This window comes from Methylobacterium sp. 190mf (genome assembly GCF_900107945.1).
Taxonomy (GTDB): domain Bacteria; phylum Pseudomonadota; class Alphaproteobacteria; order Rhizobiales; family Beijerinckiaceae; genus Methylobacterium.
This window is the reverse complement of sequence record NZ_FNVI01000009.1, coordinates 197,692-211,328: the sequence shown is the minus strand read 5'-3', so window position 1 is coordinate 211,328 and position 13,637 is coordinate 197,692. Positions and strand designations below refer to the sequence as shown.

Here is a 13,637-nt window from a genome sequence, read left to right as displayed (position 1 = left end):
GCGGACGAGCGTCGCGCCAGGCGCAAGTCGCAGCCTCATTCAGGCCGCACTCACCGCCGAAGCGGCGAGCTTGAGCGTGAGGGGACCGGATGAACGAGGGCGGACGAGCACCGCGCGGCGGGCTGCCCATTCTGCACAGGTCCCTGTCGCGCAGCGCGGTCGCGGCCCCGACCCACGGAGTGACGACGCCGCTCGACCGGCGACGGCTGAACCTGCGCTGGCTCTGCGCCAGCTGCCTGATCGCCACCTGCGGCGCGGCCCTCATGGGGGCGGCGCTCCGCATGTCCGTCGACACCGATCTCGCGCCAGCCAAGCCGACATTCCGCCAGGGGCCCGCCCAGGTCGCGGAGGGGCAAGGCGTGGTCGGACAGCGCGGCGACCGCCTCGTGCGGCGCCAACTCGTCGCCTCGGACCGGGAGGAGTTCTCCGCGCCGGTGACCCACCAGGTCGGCGAGCGCGAGATTATCCGGACCCAGCCCTTCGTGCGACTGGTCACGAGCCTGTCCTCCGGCGACGCGGTCGACGGGCAGATCCCACCCTTCGATCCGACGCGCCAGCTCGCCGCGGACGGAGAGGTCGCCCCTGTCGCAGACGAGCCGGTGGACGATCCGTCCGGGACCACGGTCACGATCACGCGCTCCGCGCTCGAGGGCACGCCGGTTCCCGACGACGCGCCCGGCCTGAGCGACGAGGACGTCACGGCCCTCGTGGAGAGGCAGTCGGATGAGGCGCGCGAGACGGGGCCGCGGATCGCCGCGCCGCTCGCGCCGCAGCGGCTGCTCTCGCAGATCCTGGTCGCCGCGCCGGCCGACGCCGCCGCGACCGCCGCCGGCGCCGATACGGGCCGCGACCCGTTCCACGCGATCGAGGTGCGGGTCGTCCCGGAGAACATCACCGACCTCGCCGAGACCCAGCCCGCCTCCGGCCTGAGCCTGACCGAGACGCGCGACGTCGTGCTCAAGCGCGGCGAGACTCTGGCCGACGCGCTGGCGGCGAACGGCGCCGAGCCCGCGAGCGTGACCGCCATCCTGGCCGCCTTCAGCGAGCATGCCCGCACCGGGCTGGCCGAGGGGCAGCACGTTGACCTTCTCCTCGTCCGGTCGCGCGCCGGCGAGGCCGCGCGCCGGATCGCCCGGGTGACGCTCTACGGCGCGGGCGGCGTCGAGGAGATCGTCGCGGAACGGGATTCCGGCGGCTTCGTCACGGTGGCGCCGCCGTCGGCCCAGGTCGCGGCGTCGCGTTCCGGCGACGACGGCGACGGAGAGGGTTCGGGCGCCAGCCTCTACAGGAGCATCTTCGAGGCGGTCCTGCGCAACGGCATGCCCGGCATCCTGGCCGAGCGCATCGTCGGCATCTTCGCGTTCGGCCTGGACATGCAGCGCCGGATCGCCCCGTCCGACCGGCTGGAGGTGCTGTTCAGCCCGAGCGAGAAGGTCGGCGGCCCGCCGGAGGTGCGCTACGTCGCCCTGACGCTCGGCGGGGTGAAGCACCGCGCCTACCGCTTCGAGGCGCCCGAGGCCGGGACGGCGAGCTACTTCAGCGAGACAGGCAACTCGCTCCGCAAGTTCCTGATGCGCATGCCGATCGCCGACGGGCGGATCACCTCCCCGTTCGGCACGCGCGTCCATCCGATCCTCCACTACGCCCGCTTCCACAACGGCGTCGATTGGGCCAACAAGGCCGGCACGCCGATCATGGCGACGGGCGACGGGACCGTGGCGTATGCGGGCCCGCGCGGTGGCTACGGCAATCGCGTCGAGATCCACCACGCGAACGGCTACGTGACGGCCTACAATCACCTGCAGCGGCTCGCGCACGGCGTTCAGGTCGGCGCGACCGTCCATCAGGGGCAGGTCATCGCCTACATGGGCTCGACCGGCCTCTCGACGGGCCCCCACGTCCACTACGAGGTGAGCGTCAACGGGCGCTTCCTCGACCCGATGACGATCCGCCTGCCCGACAGCCAGGGCGTTTCGCCCAGGCTGATGACGGCTTTCAAGCGGCAGGTGGCGGCCACGAACGCGCTCCGCCACCACGGCGCCCTGGCGATGTCCGCCCTGCCGCTCTGACGCGGTCGCCCGGACCTCAGCCGGCCGCGGAGGGCCGCGAGCCGTCATCCGAGGGGGTGCCCGCCCCGGTCATCCGGCGGTCGACGGCGGCGAGCGTGTCGAGCAGGCGCTTCCGGAGTCGCGCCGCGCCCTCCATCTCCAGGGCGTCGACGTCGACGTAGAAGTCGATCCCCCGGGCGTGTTCGGAGAAGATCGTCTCCGGGGCCTCGGCGGTGAGGTCGCCCTCGATGGCGTAGGGGACGATCTCGCGGCTGATACCCTTCATGCGGATCGGCTCCTGCGGGCTCGCCTGGACGATGTCGCTCACCAGCGCGTAGGTCTCGTAGCTCAGGGTGATGCCGCCCGGGACAGCGGCCGCCTGCAGGCGGGCGGCGAGGTTCGCCTCCGCGCCGATGATCGTGTAGTCCATCCGCTCGTCGCTGCCGAAATTGCCGACGTTGCAGTAGCCCGTGTTGATGCCGATCCGGGCCTGGAACGGGCGCTCGATGCCGGATCGCCGCCAGCGGGCGTTGAGCTGGCCCAGGCGCTTCTGCATCTCGATCGCCATTCGAACGCAGGCCTGCGCGTCCTCGCGGACGCCCCGGCTCTCCGGGTCGCCGAAGAAGACTAGCATCGCGTCGCCGATATACTTGTCCACCGTGCCGCCGTGCTTGACCGCGATGGCGGTCATCTCGGTCAGGTACTCGTTCAGCAGCGCGGTCAGTTCCTCGGGCTGCAGGCGCTCGGTGGTCGCGGTGAAGTCCTTGATGTCGGAGAAGAAGATCGTCAGCTTCTTGCGCTCGGTCGCCACCGACACGTCCCGCTCGCCGCTGAAGATGCTCTTGTAGACCTGGGGCGAGATGTACTTGGCGATCTGCACCGAGACCGACGCCAGGAACCCGTTCGACTCGGTCAGCTCCCTGTTCATCCGGTCGATGAGGCGGGACTGGCGCGCCTGCAGCAGCAGGAAGGTGGTGCCGGCGAGCGCCGCCAGGATGAAGTAGCCGAGGAGGTACTTGAAGGCGAAGACGTTGGCGGCGATCGGCTGGTGCAGGACGATCTCCTGGATGCCTCGGACGTCGCCGACCTTCCAGTCGGTCTTCGGGCTCAGGGGATGGGCGTTGTGGCAGCGCACGCAGGCGGATTCCATGCGGATCGGCGCCGCGATGCGCACCTGCCGGTCGAAGATGGACCCCGTCGTCTCGCTGACGAAGCCGGTCTGGGGGTGCGCCCGGAGGTCCGCCAGGGCCTGGGTCTCGAAGCTGTCGAGATCGTGCGGCTTGCGGTCCTTGAACGGGAGATCGGAGACGAAACGGTACTTCACCGCGCCGTCGCCGCCGCTGATCCGCTCGCCGAGTTCCAGGGAGAGCGTCGCGGGGATCGGGATCGCGTTCGGCACCCCCTTGTAATCGTGACGCGTCTCGACCCGGCCGGTCGCGGCGTTGACCGCCTGGACGACGTCGCTGGCGTAGAAGCTGCGCATCTGGTCGATGATCCGGCCGGTCTCGATCGCCTGCGTGGCGAGCATGCGCTCGGACAGGCCGCGCAGGTCGAGCCAGACCGCGACCGGCAGCCCGGCCAGGCCGAACAGGATCGCCGCCACCAGGAGCGGTCCCATGAACCGCTGCTGGCGCGCGACCGACTCGTCGAAACTCGACATCTCTCGCGACCCCGGGGCGCCAGGACACGGCCCCCATACTGGTCAGCTCCATATACAATGATGTCTTTCTCGAGAAGCATTGACTTTTCGCCCCCCCCCCCGAACCGCGGCATCAATGCAATGTCTGCGCGAAACACAGTCGACGAAATCAATCGACTTGGGGAGGTCGTAGCGCGCCCTCCGCCGTCGGCTCTCCGGAACGCGCGCTGAGCCGCTGTCGCGGGATCGGCGCATCGTCGTCGGTCGGGAGCGGCGCATCCCGAGCCGTGCCTGCGGCGGATCCTTCGAACGGCACCTATAGTCCGCGCGTCGACGGCGTGATTCCGGTCAGGCGATCTCAGATAGGTGCGGGCGCTGGGACGATTCGGGATCGGTCCGGGGAGGGTGCGATGGCGGATGTACTGATCGTGGGGGCCGGTCCGGTCGGTCTGACGCTCGCCTGCGAACTCGCCCGGCACGGGGCGCGCTGCCGGGTCGTCGATGCTGCGGCGCGGCCGTCGCCCTATTGCCGCGCGATCGGGGTTACCCCGCGCACGCTGGAAGTCTGGGAGGACATGGGCCTCGCCCGCGAGATGATCGACGCGGGTCTCTGGCTCACGGGCCTGCGCACGATCCTGCACGGCCAGCCGCCAATCGACGCGGTCAGTCCACCGCTCGATCTGCCCTACGCGTCGCTCGGTCTGCCCCAGTTCGAGACCGAGCGCGTCCTGAACCGTCAGTTGGAGCGCTTTGGAGTCCGGGTCGAGCGCGGCCTGCGCCTGACGGCCCTGGAGCAGGACGGCGCCGAAATCCGCGCGCACCTGCAGGAGGCGGACGGTGCGGTCGCGGAGGCGCACTTCCGCTACGTCGTCGGCTGCGACGGTGCCCACAGCACGGTCCGGCGCCAGCTCGGCATCCCGTTCGAGGGCGAGGCCTATCCCTGGCCGTTCATGCTCGGTGACGTGCATATCGCCTGGGATGTACCCTACGGCCTCGCGGTCCGGGCGCTGCGACTGAACGAGGACGCCCCGCCCGACATGTTCATCGCCATCCCGCTCCCCGAGCCGGGCCGCTACCGCGTCTCGATGCTCGCGCCGCAGCATCTGGTGCCGGCGGGCGGGTCGGACCACGGGATCCAGGCCGAGCTTCAAGGCCCGTCGCTGGCCGACCTGCAGGCCGTGGCCGACGATCTCCTGCCGGACGGCTCGCGCCTGTCGGACCTGCGCTGGTCGTCGGTGTACCGCATCAGCATGCGCCTCGCCGCCGCCTATCGGCGCGGCCGCTGCTTCCTGGCGGGCGATGCCGCCCACATCCACCCGCCGACCGGCGGGCAGGGGATGAACACCGGGATCCAGGACGCCTACAATCTGGCCTGGAAGCTCGCCCTGGTTCTTCGGGGCGCCAGCCCCGAGGCTCTCCTCGACAGCTACGAGGGGGAGCGGCGCCCGGTGGGCGCGGACGTGATCGCGCGGACCCGGACGGCGAGCGAGGGATACGGTCGGGAGCGCGGCGGCGCGCCGGACCGCCTCGCCGACACGCAGGTCCTCGTCAGCTACCGGAACACGGCCTGGATCACCGGCGACGCGACGGAGCCGACGGAGGCCGGCACGAGGGCCGGCGACCGGGCGCCCGACGTCAACGGGCTGGTCCGCGACGGACTCGGCTTCCCAACGCGGCTCTTCGACGAACTCAGAGGCACCGAGCACGTCCTCCTCATTTATGCAGCCGGGATGTCGGACGCCGTGGCCGGCCCCGATCTGCCGATCTGGGCCCGCCAGCACCGTACCCGCGTCCGGGTCGTCGTCATCGGCAGCGTGGTGCCCATCCCGGGCGTGACGACGCTCGCGGATCCGACGGGGGCCTTCGGTAAGGCTTACGGCGCGGGGACCATGGCCTGCCTGATCCGGCCGGACGGGCACCTCGCTTGGCGCGGCCGGACGTGGCGCGAGCCCGGCTTGCACGCGCATCTCCGGCGCCTGTTCCCGTCGGCCTTCCCGCAATGAGCGCGTGCCGTGGCCGGCATCCGACCGGCAGCCCGGCCCCTCGTCCGAGGCCCAACCGCATCGACGCGCCCGCAATCAGGCGCCCGGCCCGCCATCCCGTCCGGTGACGCGCTTCGACCAGTCCTCGACCGCGCCGGTCCGCAAGCGTCGGCGCAGGAGCAGGCGCCAGCTCTCCGCCAGTTCCGGGATCGCGCTCGCGGCGTGCAGCTCGGACCGGTTGCGCGTGTCGACGTAGAAGAGGTGGATCAGGCGCGCGAGCGACCAGTCCGGCCGCGGACGCGCGCGGAGCTCGATCCTGTCGCCCGGCTCGGCGACGCCGTCCTCGAGGACCCGCCAGTACCAGCCCGTCCGCCCCGTTCTCTGCACGGCGAGCGCCATCCCGGATCGTCCGAAGCGTCGGTCGAGCTTGAAGCAGGGCTGGCGCCCCTGGCTGACCTGTAACAGCGCCGAGCCGAAGCGGGCGACGTCGCCGACGCAGACGTCGCGCTCCGTCCAGCCCGTCGTGGCGAGATTCTCACCGAAGGCGCCCGGTGCGGAGAGCAGCGGATGATCGCCGATCTCGGTGGCCCAGGCGGCGTAATGGTCCTGCGGATACTGGTGGAGCGCCTTCTCGGGACCGCCGTGGTACCGGAGATCGGCCTGGACATCGCCCACGAGACCGGTCGCCGTGATCCGCCACGGCCCGGGAACGGGGTTCTTGACGATGCCGCTCGGCGGACCGTCCGGTCCCAGCGGCGCGACCGGGCCGGCGAGGACGAGCGGGAGGACGGGTGGGAGAAGAGGCGCCGTCATGGCCGCGTTGCCTCCGTGAGCCTACAGCCGGCTTCCTCGCACCCGTCCGGTGCCAACTTCCCGCGCATCGATCCCGTGCCCGGTGCCGCGATCAGCGAGCCCACGAGGATCCCGAGCGCGAGGTCGTCGACCTGCCCGAAGGCGTGTTCCCGGACGCGTCCGTCGCGGTCGATGACGATCGTGGTCGGCGTTCCGCGCATACCGTAGCGCCGCATCGTCTGCGGGATCGGACTGTCGTCCTCGCGGAAGTCGACGGCGATCGGCAGGGTCAGACGATACTCGTGGATGAAGGCTTCGAGGGCGACTTCGGTCATGGCGGCATGATGCTCGAACACCGCGTGCAGGCCGATCACCGCGACTGCGCCGTTGCCGGCAAACATCCGGTGCAGCTTCTCGGGCTGCGGCGTGCCGTGCGCCACGCAGCCGGGGCACAGCATCTGGAACGCGTGCAGCACGACGACCGTGCCGCGCAGCGCGGCGAGGGAGAGCGGCGCGGGCGTGTTGAACCAGCGACCGGTCACGAGTTCGGGGGCCAGGATGGTCATGCCGCTTCTCCGGAGCTCCAGTCGTCGATGACGGGCGGCCGTCTGGTCGCATCGGCCGCTGGCCGCGCGGCGCCCTGTCGAGGCGCGGCCCGCGGGTGTGGCGGCCGGGCGGTGGCAGCCGCCGGGCCGCGGAGGCTCACTGGGAGCGGAGGCCGAACGAGATCCCGTAGGCGGTGCGGCGCGCCGCGAAGATCTCGTCCTTCGGCGCGTCGATGCCGTCTGCCAGCTGTCCCGGGTCGAAGGTGCCCTGGTCGCAGGTCTCGTTCGGCTCGATGCCGGTCACCGCGATCGTGCCGAGGGTGACCGCCTTCCGGTCGTCCTCGTTGGTCCACCGCTGGGTGATGTCGCTGCCGAGATCGTCGTTGGGCCCGGCGAGCAGGGCCACGACGTCGAACCCCGCCGGGCCCTTCGACAGCTCTTCCCGAAGCGCGTCGGCCAGGAAGTGTGCAGGCTTGCCCTTCGCCTCCTCGTCGCTGAGGGTGATCTCGCCGGCTCGGGGCACGATCTTGAACTTGAAGGGCACGGCACGGCCGTCCGCGTTGAGCCCCGTGAACGTGTGCACGCCCCAATAGACGAGGCCGGCATAGCTGCCCGGGACAGGCTTGCCGGCGACGAAGGCCGCCTGGCGCGTCGTCTCCGGATTGGCCTTCGCGAAGGCCGCGATGGCCTCCGGATTCGGCTTGCCGTCGGGGCCGGGAACGCGGACCTGCAGGAACGCGAGCATCTGGTCGACGGTCCGCGCGAAGTGGACCGGCGCGTTCTCGAACAGCAGATGGGTCTCGCCACCGTCCGACAGGAGCTTGATCGAGAAGCCGCGCAGGACAGTCCTGGTCGCGTCCGGCACCGACGGGTTGCCGCCGCCGACCGAGAACCGCCCGACGAGAGGCCACGGCCGCGTGAAACTGATCGACCGCGTCACCTGTCCCACTTCGGCCGCAGGGGTGTAGGTGCCGCGGACGCACTGTCCTTTGGCGAAGGTCGGGCGCACGCCGGGCCGACTGCCGGCGACTGTGCGCAGAGCCTCCACCAAGTCCTGGGCATCGGCGGCGATCGCCCCTGTCGGCGGCGCGAGGAGCGCGAGAAGGATCCCGCCGAGGCGTGCCAGCGCCGCGATCCTCGGCGCGGTCGGCGCCCTCACGGGTCGGCGATCGATCACGTCTGCGCGCGGCGAGAGCCCGGCCGCGGCCGGGGGTGGATCGTCGAGGCGGGCATATGCCATGGTGACTCGTCCTTCTCTGATGCTCGGAGGGGGATCTTCCGGCGGTTCGGCGATGGCAGTCGCCGAACCGCTTCCTGTCGCGCGTCCTACTTCTGAGGGGTCACCTTGCCCGGCAGTGACAGGTTGCCCGAGGCGACCTTGAAGACGTCGCTGACGCAGAGCAGCGGCGCGTGCAGGTTGCCGTTCACCTTGAGGCCGGACGTCACCCCGTCGAACGAGGCACCCTTGATGCCGGTGATGAGCGAGACCGGGATCTCGACCTGAACCGTGTCGCCCCGGAAGGTGGTCGGGTAGTCCGGGCTGTCGATCAGGAGCGGGACCTTCGGCCAGGTCGGCGGAACCTTCGGCTTCGCGCCGTCCGGGATATCGACGACCTTCAGGCCGCCGCCGCAGGCCGCGTCCTTGGCGAGCACCACCCAGTGCGGGTGCCAGACATGGCGGTTCCTGGCACCGTAGGCCGCGTCGTCGAAATCGGGGTGGAAGGTGACGGCGAGCGCCACGATACCCTGAGCCTTGTCGAAGCCGATCGCGTCGCTATCGAGGGTCGTCGGCCAGACGTAGGCGTAGACGCTCGAGCCCTCGAACTTGCCGGTGGCATTCGGCTTGTCCTTGCCCGCCTCGCCCCGGACCCGGGTGGTGAAGACGGCGGTGTCGCCCTTGGTCGCGATCGTCGTCTCGACGATGTCGAACGACGCCAGGACAGCGGGACTCGGCTGCGCCCGGATGGGCCCGGCCGAGGCACCGGTGGAGAGCGCGCACAGAGCCGCCGCCACGAGGCCGACGCCCCGTGCCTTGATCCTCGTCATGACGATGTGTCCTTTCAGGTCTCTCGTGGTGCTCGGAGGGGCTGCGATCCATTCGCGAAGGACGTCCAGGTGGCAGCCTGGACGTCGGGATCGGCCGCTTCATGCTCGCTGCAATCGAGCCGGAGATCCCGGGTCCCGATCGCAGCGTTCACGAAGGCGCAATGGTGGGGCTGGGCCTCGGCCGGATGGGCGTTCGGCCTGAAATGGCGGCAGCTGACGCACATCCGCTGCACGGGGATGGCACCCGCCTGCTGCAGGGTCCGGATGAGCTTGATCTGGGTCAGGAGGAGATCTGCCTGCTCAGGCGGCGCCAGCCGCGCCAGAGCCGACATCACCTGTGACGTGGCCGCGGCGAGGGCGCGCCCGAGCGCGCGGCCTTCGTCGGTCAGGCGCACGATCGCCGCGCGGGCATCCGCGGGATCGGGCGCGCGCGTCAGCAGGGCCTTGCGGGCGAGCGCGGCGAGCGTGTCGGCCATGCTCGGTGCCGAGACGGCCAGATGCGCGGCGATCTCCTTCGCCCTCAGGCCGGCCGGGCGTCCCGCGAGCAGCGCCAGCACCTGCGCCTGTGTCGGATTCAGGCCCGCATCGCCCGCGGCCGCCCACAGATCGGCCCGCAGCACGAGGGCGACGCGCTCGAAGCCCTCGCGCAGGCGGATCAGGACGGGATCTGGGTCGGCCGCGTGGTCCATGAGAGGATAATTAGGAGTCCTAAGTATTAGAGTCAAGCGGAGCGGCAACCGTCGCTCCGTACGCGCACCGCAGTCCTGAACCGGGCCATTGCTTCCGGAGGACGGCCTCCGACGGCGACGGCTCCGTCCGGCACGATCGTCGGTCGCGGCGCCACAGGATCGGCGCCGACATCAGGACGAAGCGACGCGCGCGAAACAGTCGGACCTCCGCGGCGACGAACAAGGGGGCGCCGACCCCTTTTCCGACGTCCGGAACGGTCGTGACGCAGGTGCATTCTCTTCCGGATCGAAGAGGAGCATCAGCATGCGCATCGTGGGACAAGCATCCGCCATCGCTCTCGTGACACTCATGAGCGTCGGTGCGGCTGAGGCGAAGGGCTGTATCAAGGGCGCGATCATCGGCGGTCTGGCGGGCCATTACCTCGCCGAGCGCGGCGTCGTCGGCGCCGTCGCCGGCTGCCTGGGCGGCCGCTACCTCGCCAACCGGCAGGCGCGGCGCAAGGAGATCGAGTACGGGTCGCGGGTCCAGCCGCGCGACACCGGGTACGGCGCGCCCCAGGCCTACCCGCGCCGGTCCTACAGCTACTGAACACCGGCGGGGGCGGCTCGGGCCGCCCCCGCGTCTACGGTCTTCGATCCGCTGTATTGCCTGTGCGATCAGTCCCGCGCGGGACCGATGGCGAGGCTGATCGCGTCCGATCTTGGGAGACGACAGCCGGGTTGGATCAGCCCTTCTTGCCCTGCTTGTAGCTCTGGATGGCGCCCTGGCAGCCCGGCGACAGCTTGGCCATATTCTTCTCGAAACAGGCCTGGGTCTCGGGCCCATCGTCGGGCGGCATGCCACCGCAGAAGGTCGTGAAATCGCCCATGCATTGCTGCTGGAGCGCCGCCTTGTCGTCGGCCGACATGGGCGCGGCGAGCGCGGCCGTGGCCCCTGCGGACAGAAGCAGAGCAGTCGTGATCAGACGTACCGGCATAGCGATGCTGTTCCTCGTGTCGATGAACCGCTCAGAAAGCCGGACGGGCGCCAAACCGTTGCATGCGGTGCGCCGATGATCGGAAATAAAAAAAGAGGCGCCCGGTCGGGCGCCTCTCTACTCCGCATCAATCCGGGTCGGATCAATCGTCCCAATCGTCGTCGTGGTAACGATGACCGTACCCGCGACGCTCGATCACGCGAAAATCCGGACGATCCCAGTCTCGGTGGCCGAAGCGAACGCCGCGATAGCCGTCGCCATAGCCTTCGCGCACGATCACGCGAGAATGGCCGTGACCCGGACCGTAGCCGTAGCCATAGCCGCCACCCCACTCATGGGCCTGAGCGGCAGAGACTACACCCAGCAGCGCGGTGCCGGCGACCAGGGTCGTGATAAGCTTCTTCATACTCCAACCTCGTTCATCGAACTGAAACGAGAAATGCAGTCGCCAATCATCGCGTTCCACGGCTCACGAAATTAATCAATCCTGCCGTTCATCGACAATTCATCTTCGACGATCCGCGCCTCATGAGCCGGAACCGAGCCCGGATCCTTATTGATCAGCATTGCTCGACTTGCAGCTGGTTCGTCCCGTCGAGCAAAATAACCGGACGGGACGACGGTCGTGTCAGCGACGGGTGCCGGTCGAGTTGGTGCCGGTGGTGCCCGTCGTGCTTCCGCCGCTTCGCGACGTCGAACCGGCCGAGTCCGTCCCGCCGGACTTCATCTCGTGGCCCGGCGCGTAACCGGACGCGCCCGGGCTCCCGGCCCGGCTCCCGCGATCCTGCATCTCGTGGCCCGGAGTCTTGGACGAGGCCCCCTGCTCGGCGGCGACGGCGCTGCCCCCGAGAGCGAGGGTGGCGAGGACGATAATCGGCAAGCGTGTCATGGGGCGTCTCCTGTTTTGGAGCCCCTAAACGGCAGGGTCGCCGGGACCGTTCCGACAATTCGTGCCGCTATCGACGTCGTGACTGCGCACGATCACGCTGTGAACGCCTGTTCCACCGGGACCTGTGCCGTTCCATCGCCACCTGTTCTTATTCTCGGACCAGAGCGATCCTGAAGACCGCGCGGTTATTCGGAGAGGCTTCGAGCTGACCGGCCTCGTGCCTTCGCGACGGCGGGGAACGGTTTGCCGCGGAGCACCGTATCTGGGGCGACGCGGGACGCCCCCGCTGTGAGGAAGGCATCCATGATCCGCACGCCAACGCTGATCCTGCTCGGCACACTGACACTAACCGGAGGCATCCTCGGATCGACCTCGGCCGCCTTCGCCGATCCGCCCTGGGCCCGCGGAGAGCGGGGCTTCCGTCACGGCGGCCCGCCACCCTGGGCGCCCGCGCACGGCTATCGCCGCCACCGTGAGTTCGGTGGCTACGGACGCAGGGACGCGCGCTTCTACGAAGGGCGACGTTACGGTGGCTATCGCTACGATCGCTACTGACGGTCGCGATATCGCTCCGAACTCGCGCGGTCGACGACTACCGCCGCGCGAGACGACGCGCCAGCGATTCTCGCAGGCATATGCGCCGATTGGATATGCGCCGATTGATGGCCCGGCGACGCGGTCACGCCCCTCCGACCGGCGCCCGCGCCGGCAAGCGGGTGGCGAGGACCTTGTCGATGCGACGGCCGTCCATGTCGACCACCTCGAGACGCCACCCCTCCGCCACGAACGCGTCCCCCGCCGCCGGAATGCGGCCGAGCTGGAAGATCACGTAGCCGGCCAAAGTCGTGTAGTCGTCCGTGCCCGGCGGATCGTTGAAGGCGAGACGATCGAACGCGTCCTCGGCCGGCATCATGCCGTCGATGAGCAACGAGCCGTCCTCGCGCTCGACGACCGCCGGGTCCTCACCGACCTCGGGTATGTCGCCCGCGATCGCCTCGAGGAGATCCGTCTGCGTGACGATGCCTTCCAGGCTGCCGTACTCGTCGACGATCACCGCCAGCTGCACGGGGTTGCGCTGGAAGCTCTCCAGCGCCGTGAGCACCGTCATGCCCTCGTGGACGACGTTCGGCGGCCGCATGGCGGTGGCGATATCGAGGGCTCGCCCGTCGAGGATCTGATCGAGCAGATCCTGCTTGCGCAGAACGCCGACGACCTCGTCGATGCCGCCACGGCTCACGACGACATGGGCGTGGCTGCAGACGCGGACCGCCCGCGTGATCTCCTCGGGCGATCCGTCGAGGTCGACCCACTCGACCTCGTGGCGCGGCGTCATGATCTCGCGAACCCGGCGGTCCCCCAGCCGGAAGATGCGCTCGACCGCTTCCTGCTGGGCCTCGCGGATGAGGCCTGCCTCGCGGCTCGCCTCGACCAGGAGGTTGAGCTCGGCCGTCGAGTGGTGGCCGCCCTCGCCGTGGCCGGGCTGCAATCCGCACAGGCGCAGGACGCCGTTGCCGAGCCCGTTGAGAAACAGGATGGCCGGGCGGAACACGAACAGGAACACGCTGAGCGGACGGATCACCGCCAGGGCCGTGCGCTCGCTGCGCTGGAGCGCGAGGCTCTTCGGCGCCAACTCGCCCAGCACGATGTGCAGCGCCGTCATGATGACGAACGAGATCACCACGGCGACCGTGTGGGCGGCTGCCGTCGAGAGCATGTCCGGCAGCCACGTCAGGGTGGGCAAGATCAGGTGGGCCAGCGCCGGCTCGCCGACCCAGCCGAGCGCCAGGGACGAGATGGTGATGCCGAGCTGCGTCGCCGCGAGGTGGGCGTCGAGGTGGTCCGTGGCCCAGAGCAGCGCCTTCGCGTTCACGCGCCGCTCGGCGACGAGTTCGGCGACGCGACTCCTGCGCACCGCGACCAGGGCGAACTCCGCTGCGACGAAGAAGCCGTTCGCCAGAACCAGGGCGAGGACGGCAAACAACCCTAAGGCAGTCGCCCAACCGTCGTCCAAAATCGACACCTCCCGTGTG

14 protein-coding genes are annotated in these 13,637 nt (G+C 70.0%); 4 read left to right on the top strand and 10 right to left on the bottom strand.

The genetic code is table 11. From position 1 onward, the window contains the following. The first annotated feature begins 89 nt into the window (after positions 1-89). Positions 90-2,069, top strand: coding sequence for a M23 family metallopeptidase (locus tag C4T42_RS13275; RefSeq protein ID WP_026604705.1), 1,980 nt, complete (start codon positions 90-92; stop codon positions 2,067-2,069). 16 nt (positions 2,070-2,085) lie between these two features. Here the strand turns inward: C4T42_RS13275 and C4T42_RS13270 are convergent, their stop codons facing one another. Then, the gene (locus C4T42_RS13270) at positions 2,086-3,708 is read right to left on the bottom strand and encodes an adenylate/guanylate cyclase domain-containing protein (RefSeq protein ID WP_020091647.1); all 1,623 of its coding nucleotides are present in this window, start codon (positions 3,706-3,708) and stop codon (positions 2,086-2,088) included. Between the two features lie 389 nt (positions 3,709-4,097). On the opposite strand from C4T42_RS13270, the gene C4T42_RS13265 reads away from it, so the two are divergent. After that, positions 4,098-5,690: an FAD-dependent monooxygenase gene (locus C4T42_RS13265; protein ID WP_020091648.1), complete on the top strand. Its 1,593-nt coding sequence runs from the start codon at positions 4,098-4,100 to the stop codon at positions 5,688-5,690. Between the two features lie 75 nt (positions 5,691-5,765). On the opposite strand, the gene C4T42_RS13260 is transcribed toward C4T42_RS13265, so the two are convergent. The 5 genes from C4T42_RS13260 to C4T42_RS13240 all read right to left on the bottom strand — a co-directional run bounded on the left by C4T42_RS13260 (position 5,766) and on the right by C4T42_RS13240 (position 9,741). Continuing rightward, entirely contained in the window at positions 5,766-6,482 is a 717-nt protein-coding gene (locus C4T42_RS13260; protein WP_020091649.1) for an MOSC domain-containing protein, read from the bottom strand. Next, positions 6,479-7,027 (bottom strand): TlpA disulfide reductase family protein, encoded by a 549-nt coding sequence (locus C4T42_RS13255; protein ID WP_020091650.1) that lies wholly within the window; start codon positions 7,025-7,027, stop codon positions 6,479-6,481. Before C4T42_RS13255 ends, C4T42_RS13260 begins: the two co-directional genes overlap by 4 nt. Positions 7,028-7,163: 136 nt before the next feature. Next, positions 7,164-8,165, bottom strand: coding sequence for a catalase (locus C4T42_RS13250; protein ID WP_234081046.1), 1,002 nt, complete (start codon positions 8,163-8,165; stop codon positions 7,164-7,166). Between the two features lie 167 nt (positions 8,166-8,332). Further along, positions 8,333-9,052, bottom strand: a complete 720-nt coding sequence (locus C4T42_RS13245; protein WP_020091652.1) for a hypothetical protein — start codon at positions 9,050-9,052, stop codon at positions 8,333-8,335. 14 nt (positions 9,053-9,066) lie between these two features. After that, positions 9,067-9,741 (bottom strand): MarR family transcriptional regulator, encoded by a 675-nt coding sequence (locus C4T42_RS13240; protein ID WP_020091653.1) that lies wholly within the window; start codon positions 9,739-9,741, stop codon positions 9,067-9,069. A 304-nt stretch (positions 9,742-10,045) separates the two neighbouring features. Between C4T42_RS13240 and C4T42_RS13235 the strand changes: the two genes are divergently transcribed. Next, on the top strand, positions 10,046-10,330 hold the full coding sequence (locus tag C4T42_RS13235; protein ID WP_020091654.1) for a hypothetical protein: 285 nt from the start codon (positions 10,046-10,048) through the stop codon (positions 10,328-10,330). Between the two features lie 136 nt (positions 10,331-10,466). Here C4T42_RS13235 and C4T42_RS13230 read toward each other — a convergent pair whose 3' ends face one another. From C4T42_RS13230 to C4T42_RS13220, 3 genes are all read right to left on the bottom strand, one after another. After that, positions 10,467-10,718 (bottom strand): hypothetical protein, encoded by a 252-nt coding sequence (locus tag C4T42_RS13230; protein ID WP_020091655.1) that lies wholly within the window; start codon positions 10,716-10,718, stop codon positions 10,467-10,469. Positions 10,719-10,860: 142 nt separating this feature from the next. After that, positions 10,861-11,124 (bottom strand): hypothetical protein, encoded by a 264-nt coding sequence (locus tag C4T42_RS13225; RefSeq protein ID WP_103985206.1) that lies wholly within the window; start codon positions 11,122-11,124, stop codon positions 10,861-10,863. Between the two features lie 222 nt (positions 11,125-11,346). Further along, positions 11,347-11,607 (bottom strand): hypothetical protein, encoded by a 261-nt coding sequence (locus C4T42_RS13220; RefSeq protein WP_020091656.1) that lies wholly within the window; start codon positions 11,605-11,607, stop codon positions 11,347-11,349. Between the two features lie 303 nt (positions 11,608-11,910). On the opposite strand from C4T42_RS13220, the gene C4T42_RS13215 reads away from it, so the two are divergent. Next, entirely contained in the window at positions 11,911-12,162 is a 252-nt protein-coding gene (locus tag C4T42_RS13215; protein WP_042674660.1) for a hypothetical protein, read from the top strand. 124 nt (positions 12,163-12,286) lie between these two features. Here the strand turns inward: C4T42_RS13215 and C4T42_RS13210 are convergent, their stop codons facing one another. Beyond that, positions 12,287-13,588, bottom strand: a complete 1,302-nt coding sequence (locus tag C4T42_RS13210; protein WP_244603202.1) for a hemolysin family protein — start codon at positions 13,586-13,588, stop codon at positions 12,287-12,289. Positions 13,589-13,637 lie beyond the last annotated feature (49 nt).

What these genes read in the sequence shown, in the direction of transcription:
- C4T42_RS13225 (WP_103985206.1), bottom strand. Translation starts at nt 11,124, where the DNA reads ATGAAGAAGCTTATCACGACCCTGGTCGCCGGCACCGCGCTGCTGGGT.
- C4T42_RS13215 (WP_042674660.1), top strand. Translation starts at nt 11,911, where the DNA reads ATGATCCGCACGCCAACGCTGATCCTGCTCGGCACACTGACACTAACC.
- C4T42_RS13255 (WP_020091650.1), bottom strand. Translation starts at nt 7,027, where the DNA reads ATGACCATCCTGGCCCCCGAACTCGTGACCGGTCGCTGGTTCAACACG.
- C4T42_RS13235 (WP_020091654.1), top strand. Translation starts at nt 10,046, where the DNA reads ATGCGCATCGTGGGACAAGCATCCGCCATCGCTCTCGTGACACTCATG.
- C4T42_RS13240 (WP_020091653.1), bottom strand. Translation starts at nt 9,741, where the DNA reads ATGGACCACGCGGCCGACCCAGATCCCGTCCTGATCCGCCTGCGCGAG.
- C4T42_RS13245 (WP_020091652.1), bottom strand. Translation starts at nt 9,052, where the DNA reads ATGACGAGGATCAAGGCACGGGGCGTCGGCCTCGTGGCGGCGGCTCTG.
- C4T42_RS13220 (WP_020091656.1), bottom strand. Translation starts at nt 11,607, where the DNA reads ATGACACGCTTGCCGATTATCGTCCTCGCCACCCTCGCTCTCGGGGGC.
- C4T42_RS13265 (WP_020091648.1), top strand. Translation starts at nt 4,098, where the DNA reads ATGGCGGATGTACTGATCGTGGGGGCCGGTCCGGTCGGTCTGACGCTC.
- C4T42_RS13270 (WP_020091647.1), bottom strand. Translation starts at nt 3,708, where the DNA reads ATGTCGAGTTTCGACGAGTCGGTCGCGCGCCAGCAGCGGTTCATGGGA.
- C4T42_RS13275 (WP_026604705.1), top strand. Translation starts at nt 90, where the DNA reads ATGAACGAGGGCGGACGAGCACCGCGCGGCGGGCTGCCCATTCTGCAC.
- C4T42_RS13260 (WP_020091649.1), bottom strand. Translation starts at nt 6,482, where the DNA reads ATGACGGCGCCTCTTCTCCCACCCGTCCTCCCGCTCGTCCTCGCCGGC.
- C4T42_RS13230 (WP_020091655.1), bottom strand. Translation starts at nt 10,718, where the DNA reads ATGCCGGTACGTCTGATCACGACTGCTCTGCTTCTGTCCGCAGGGGCC.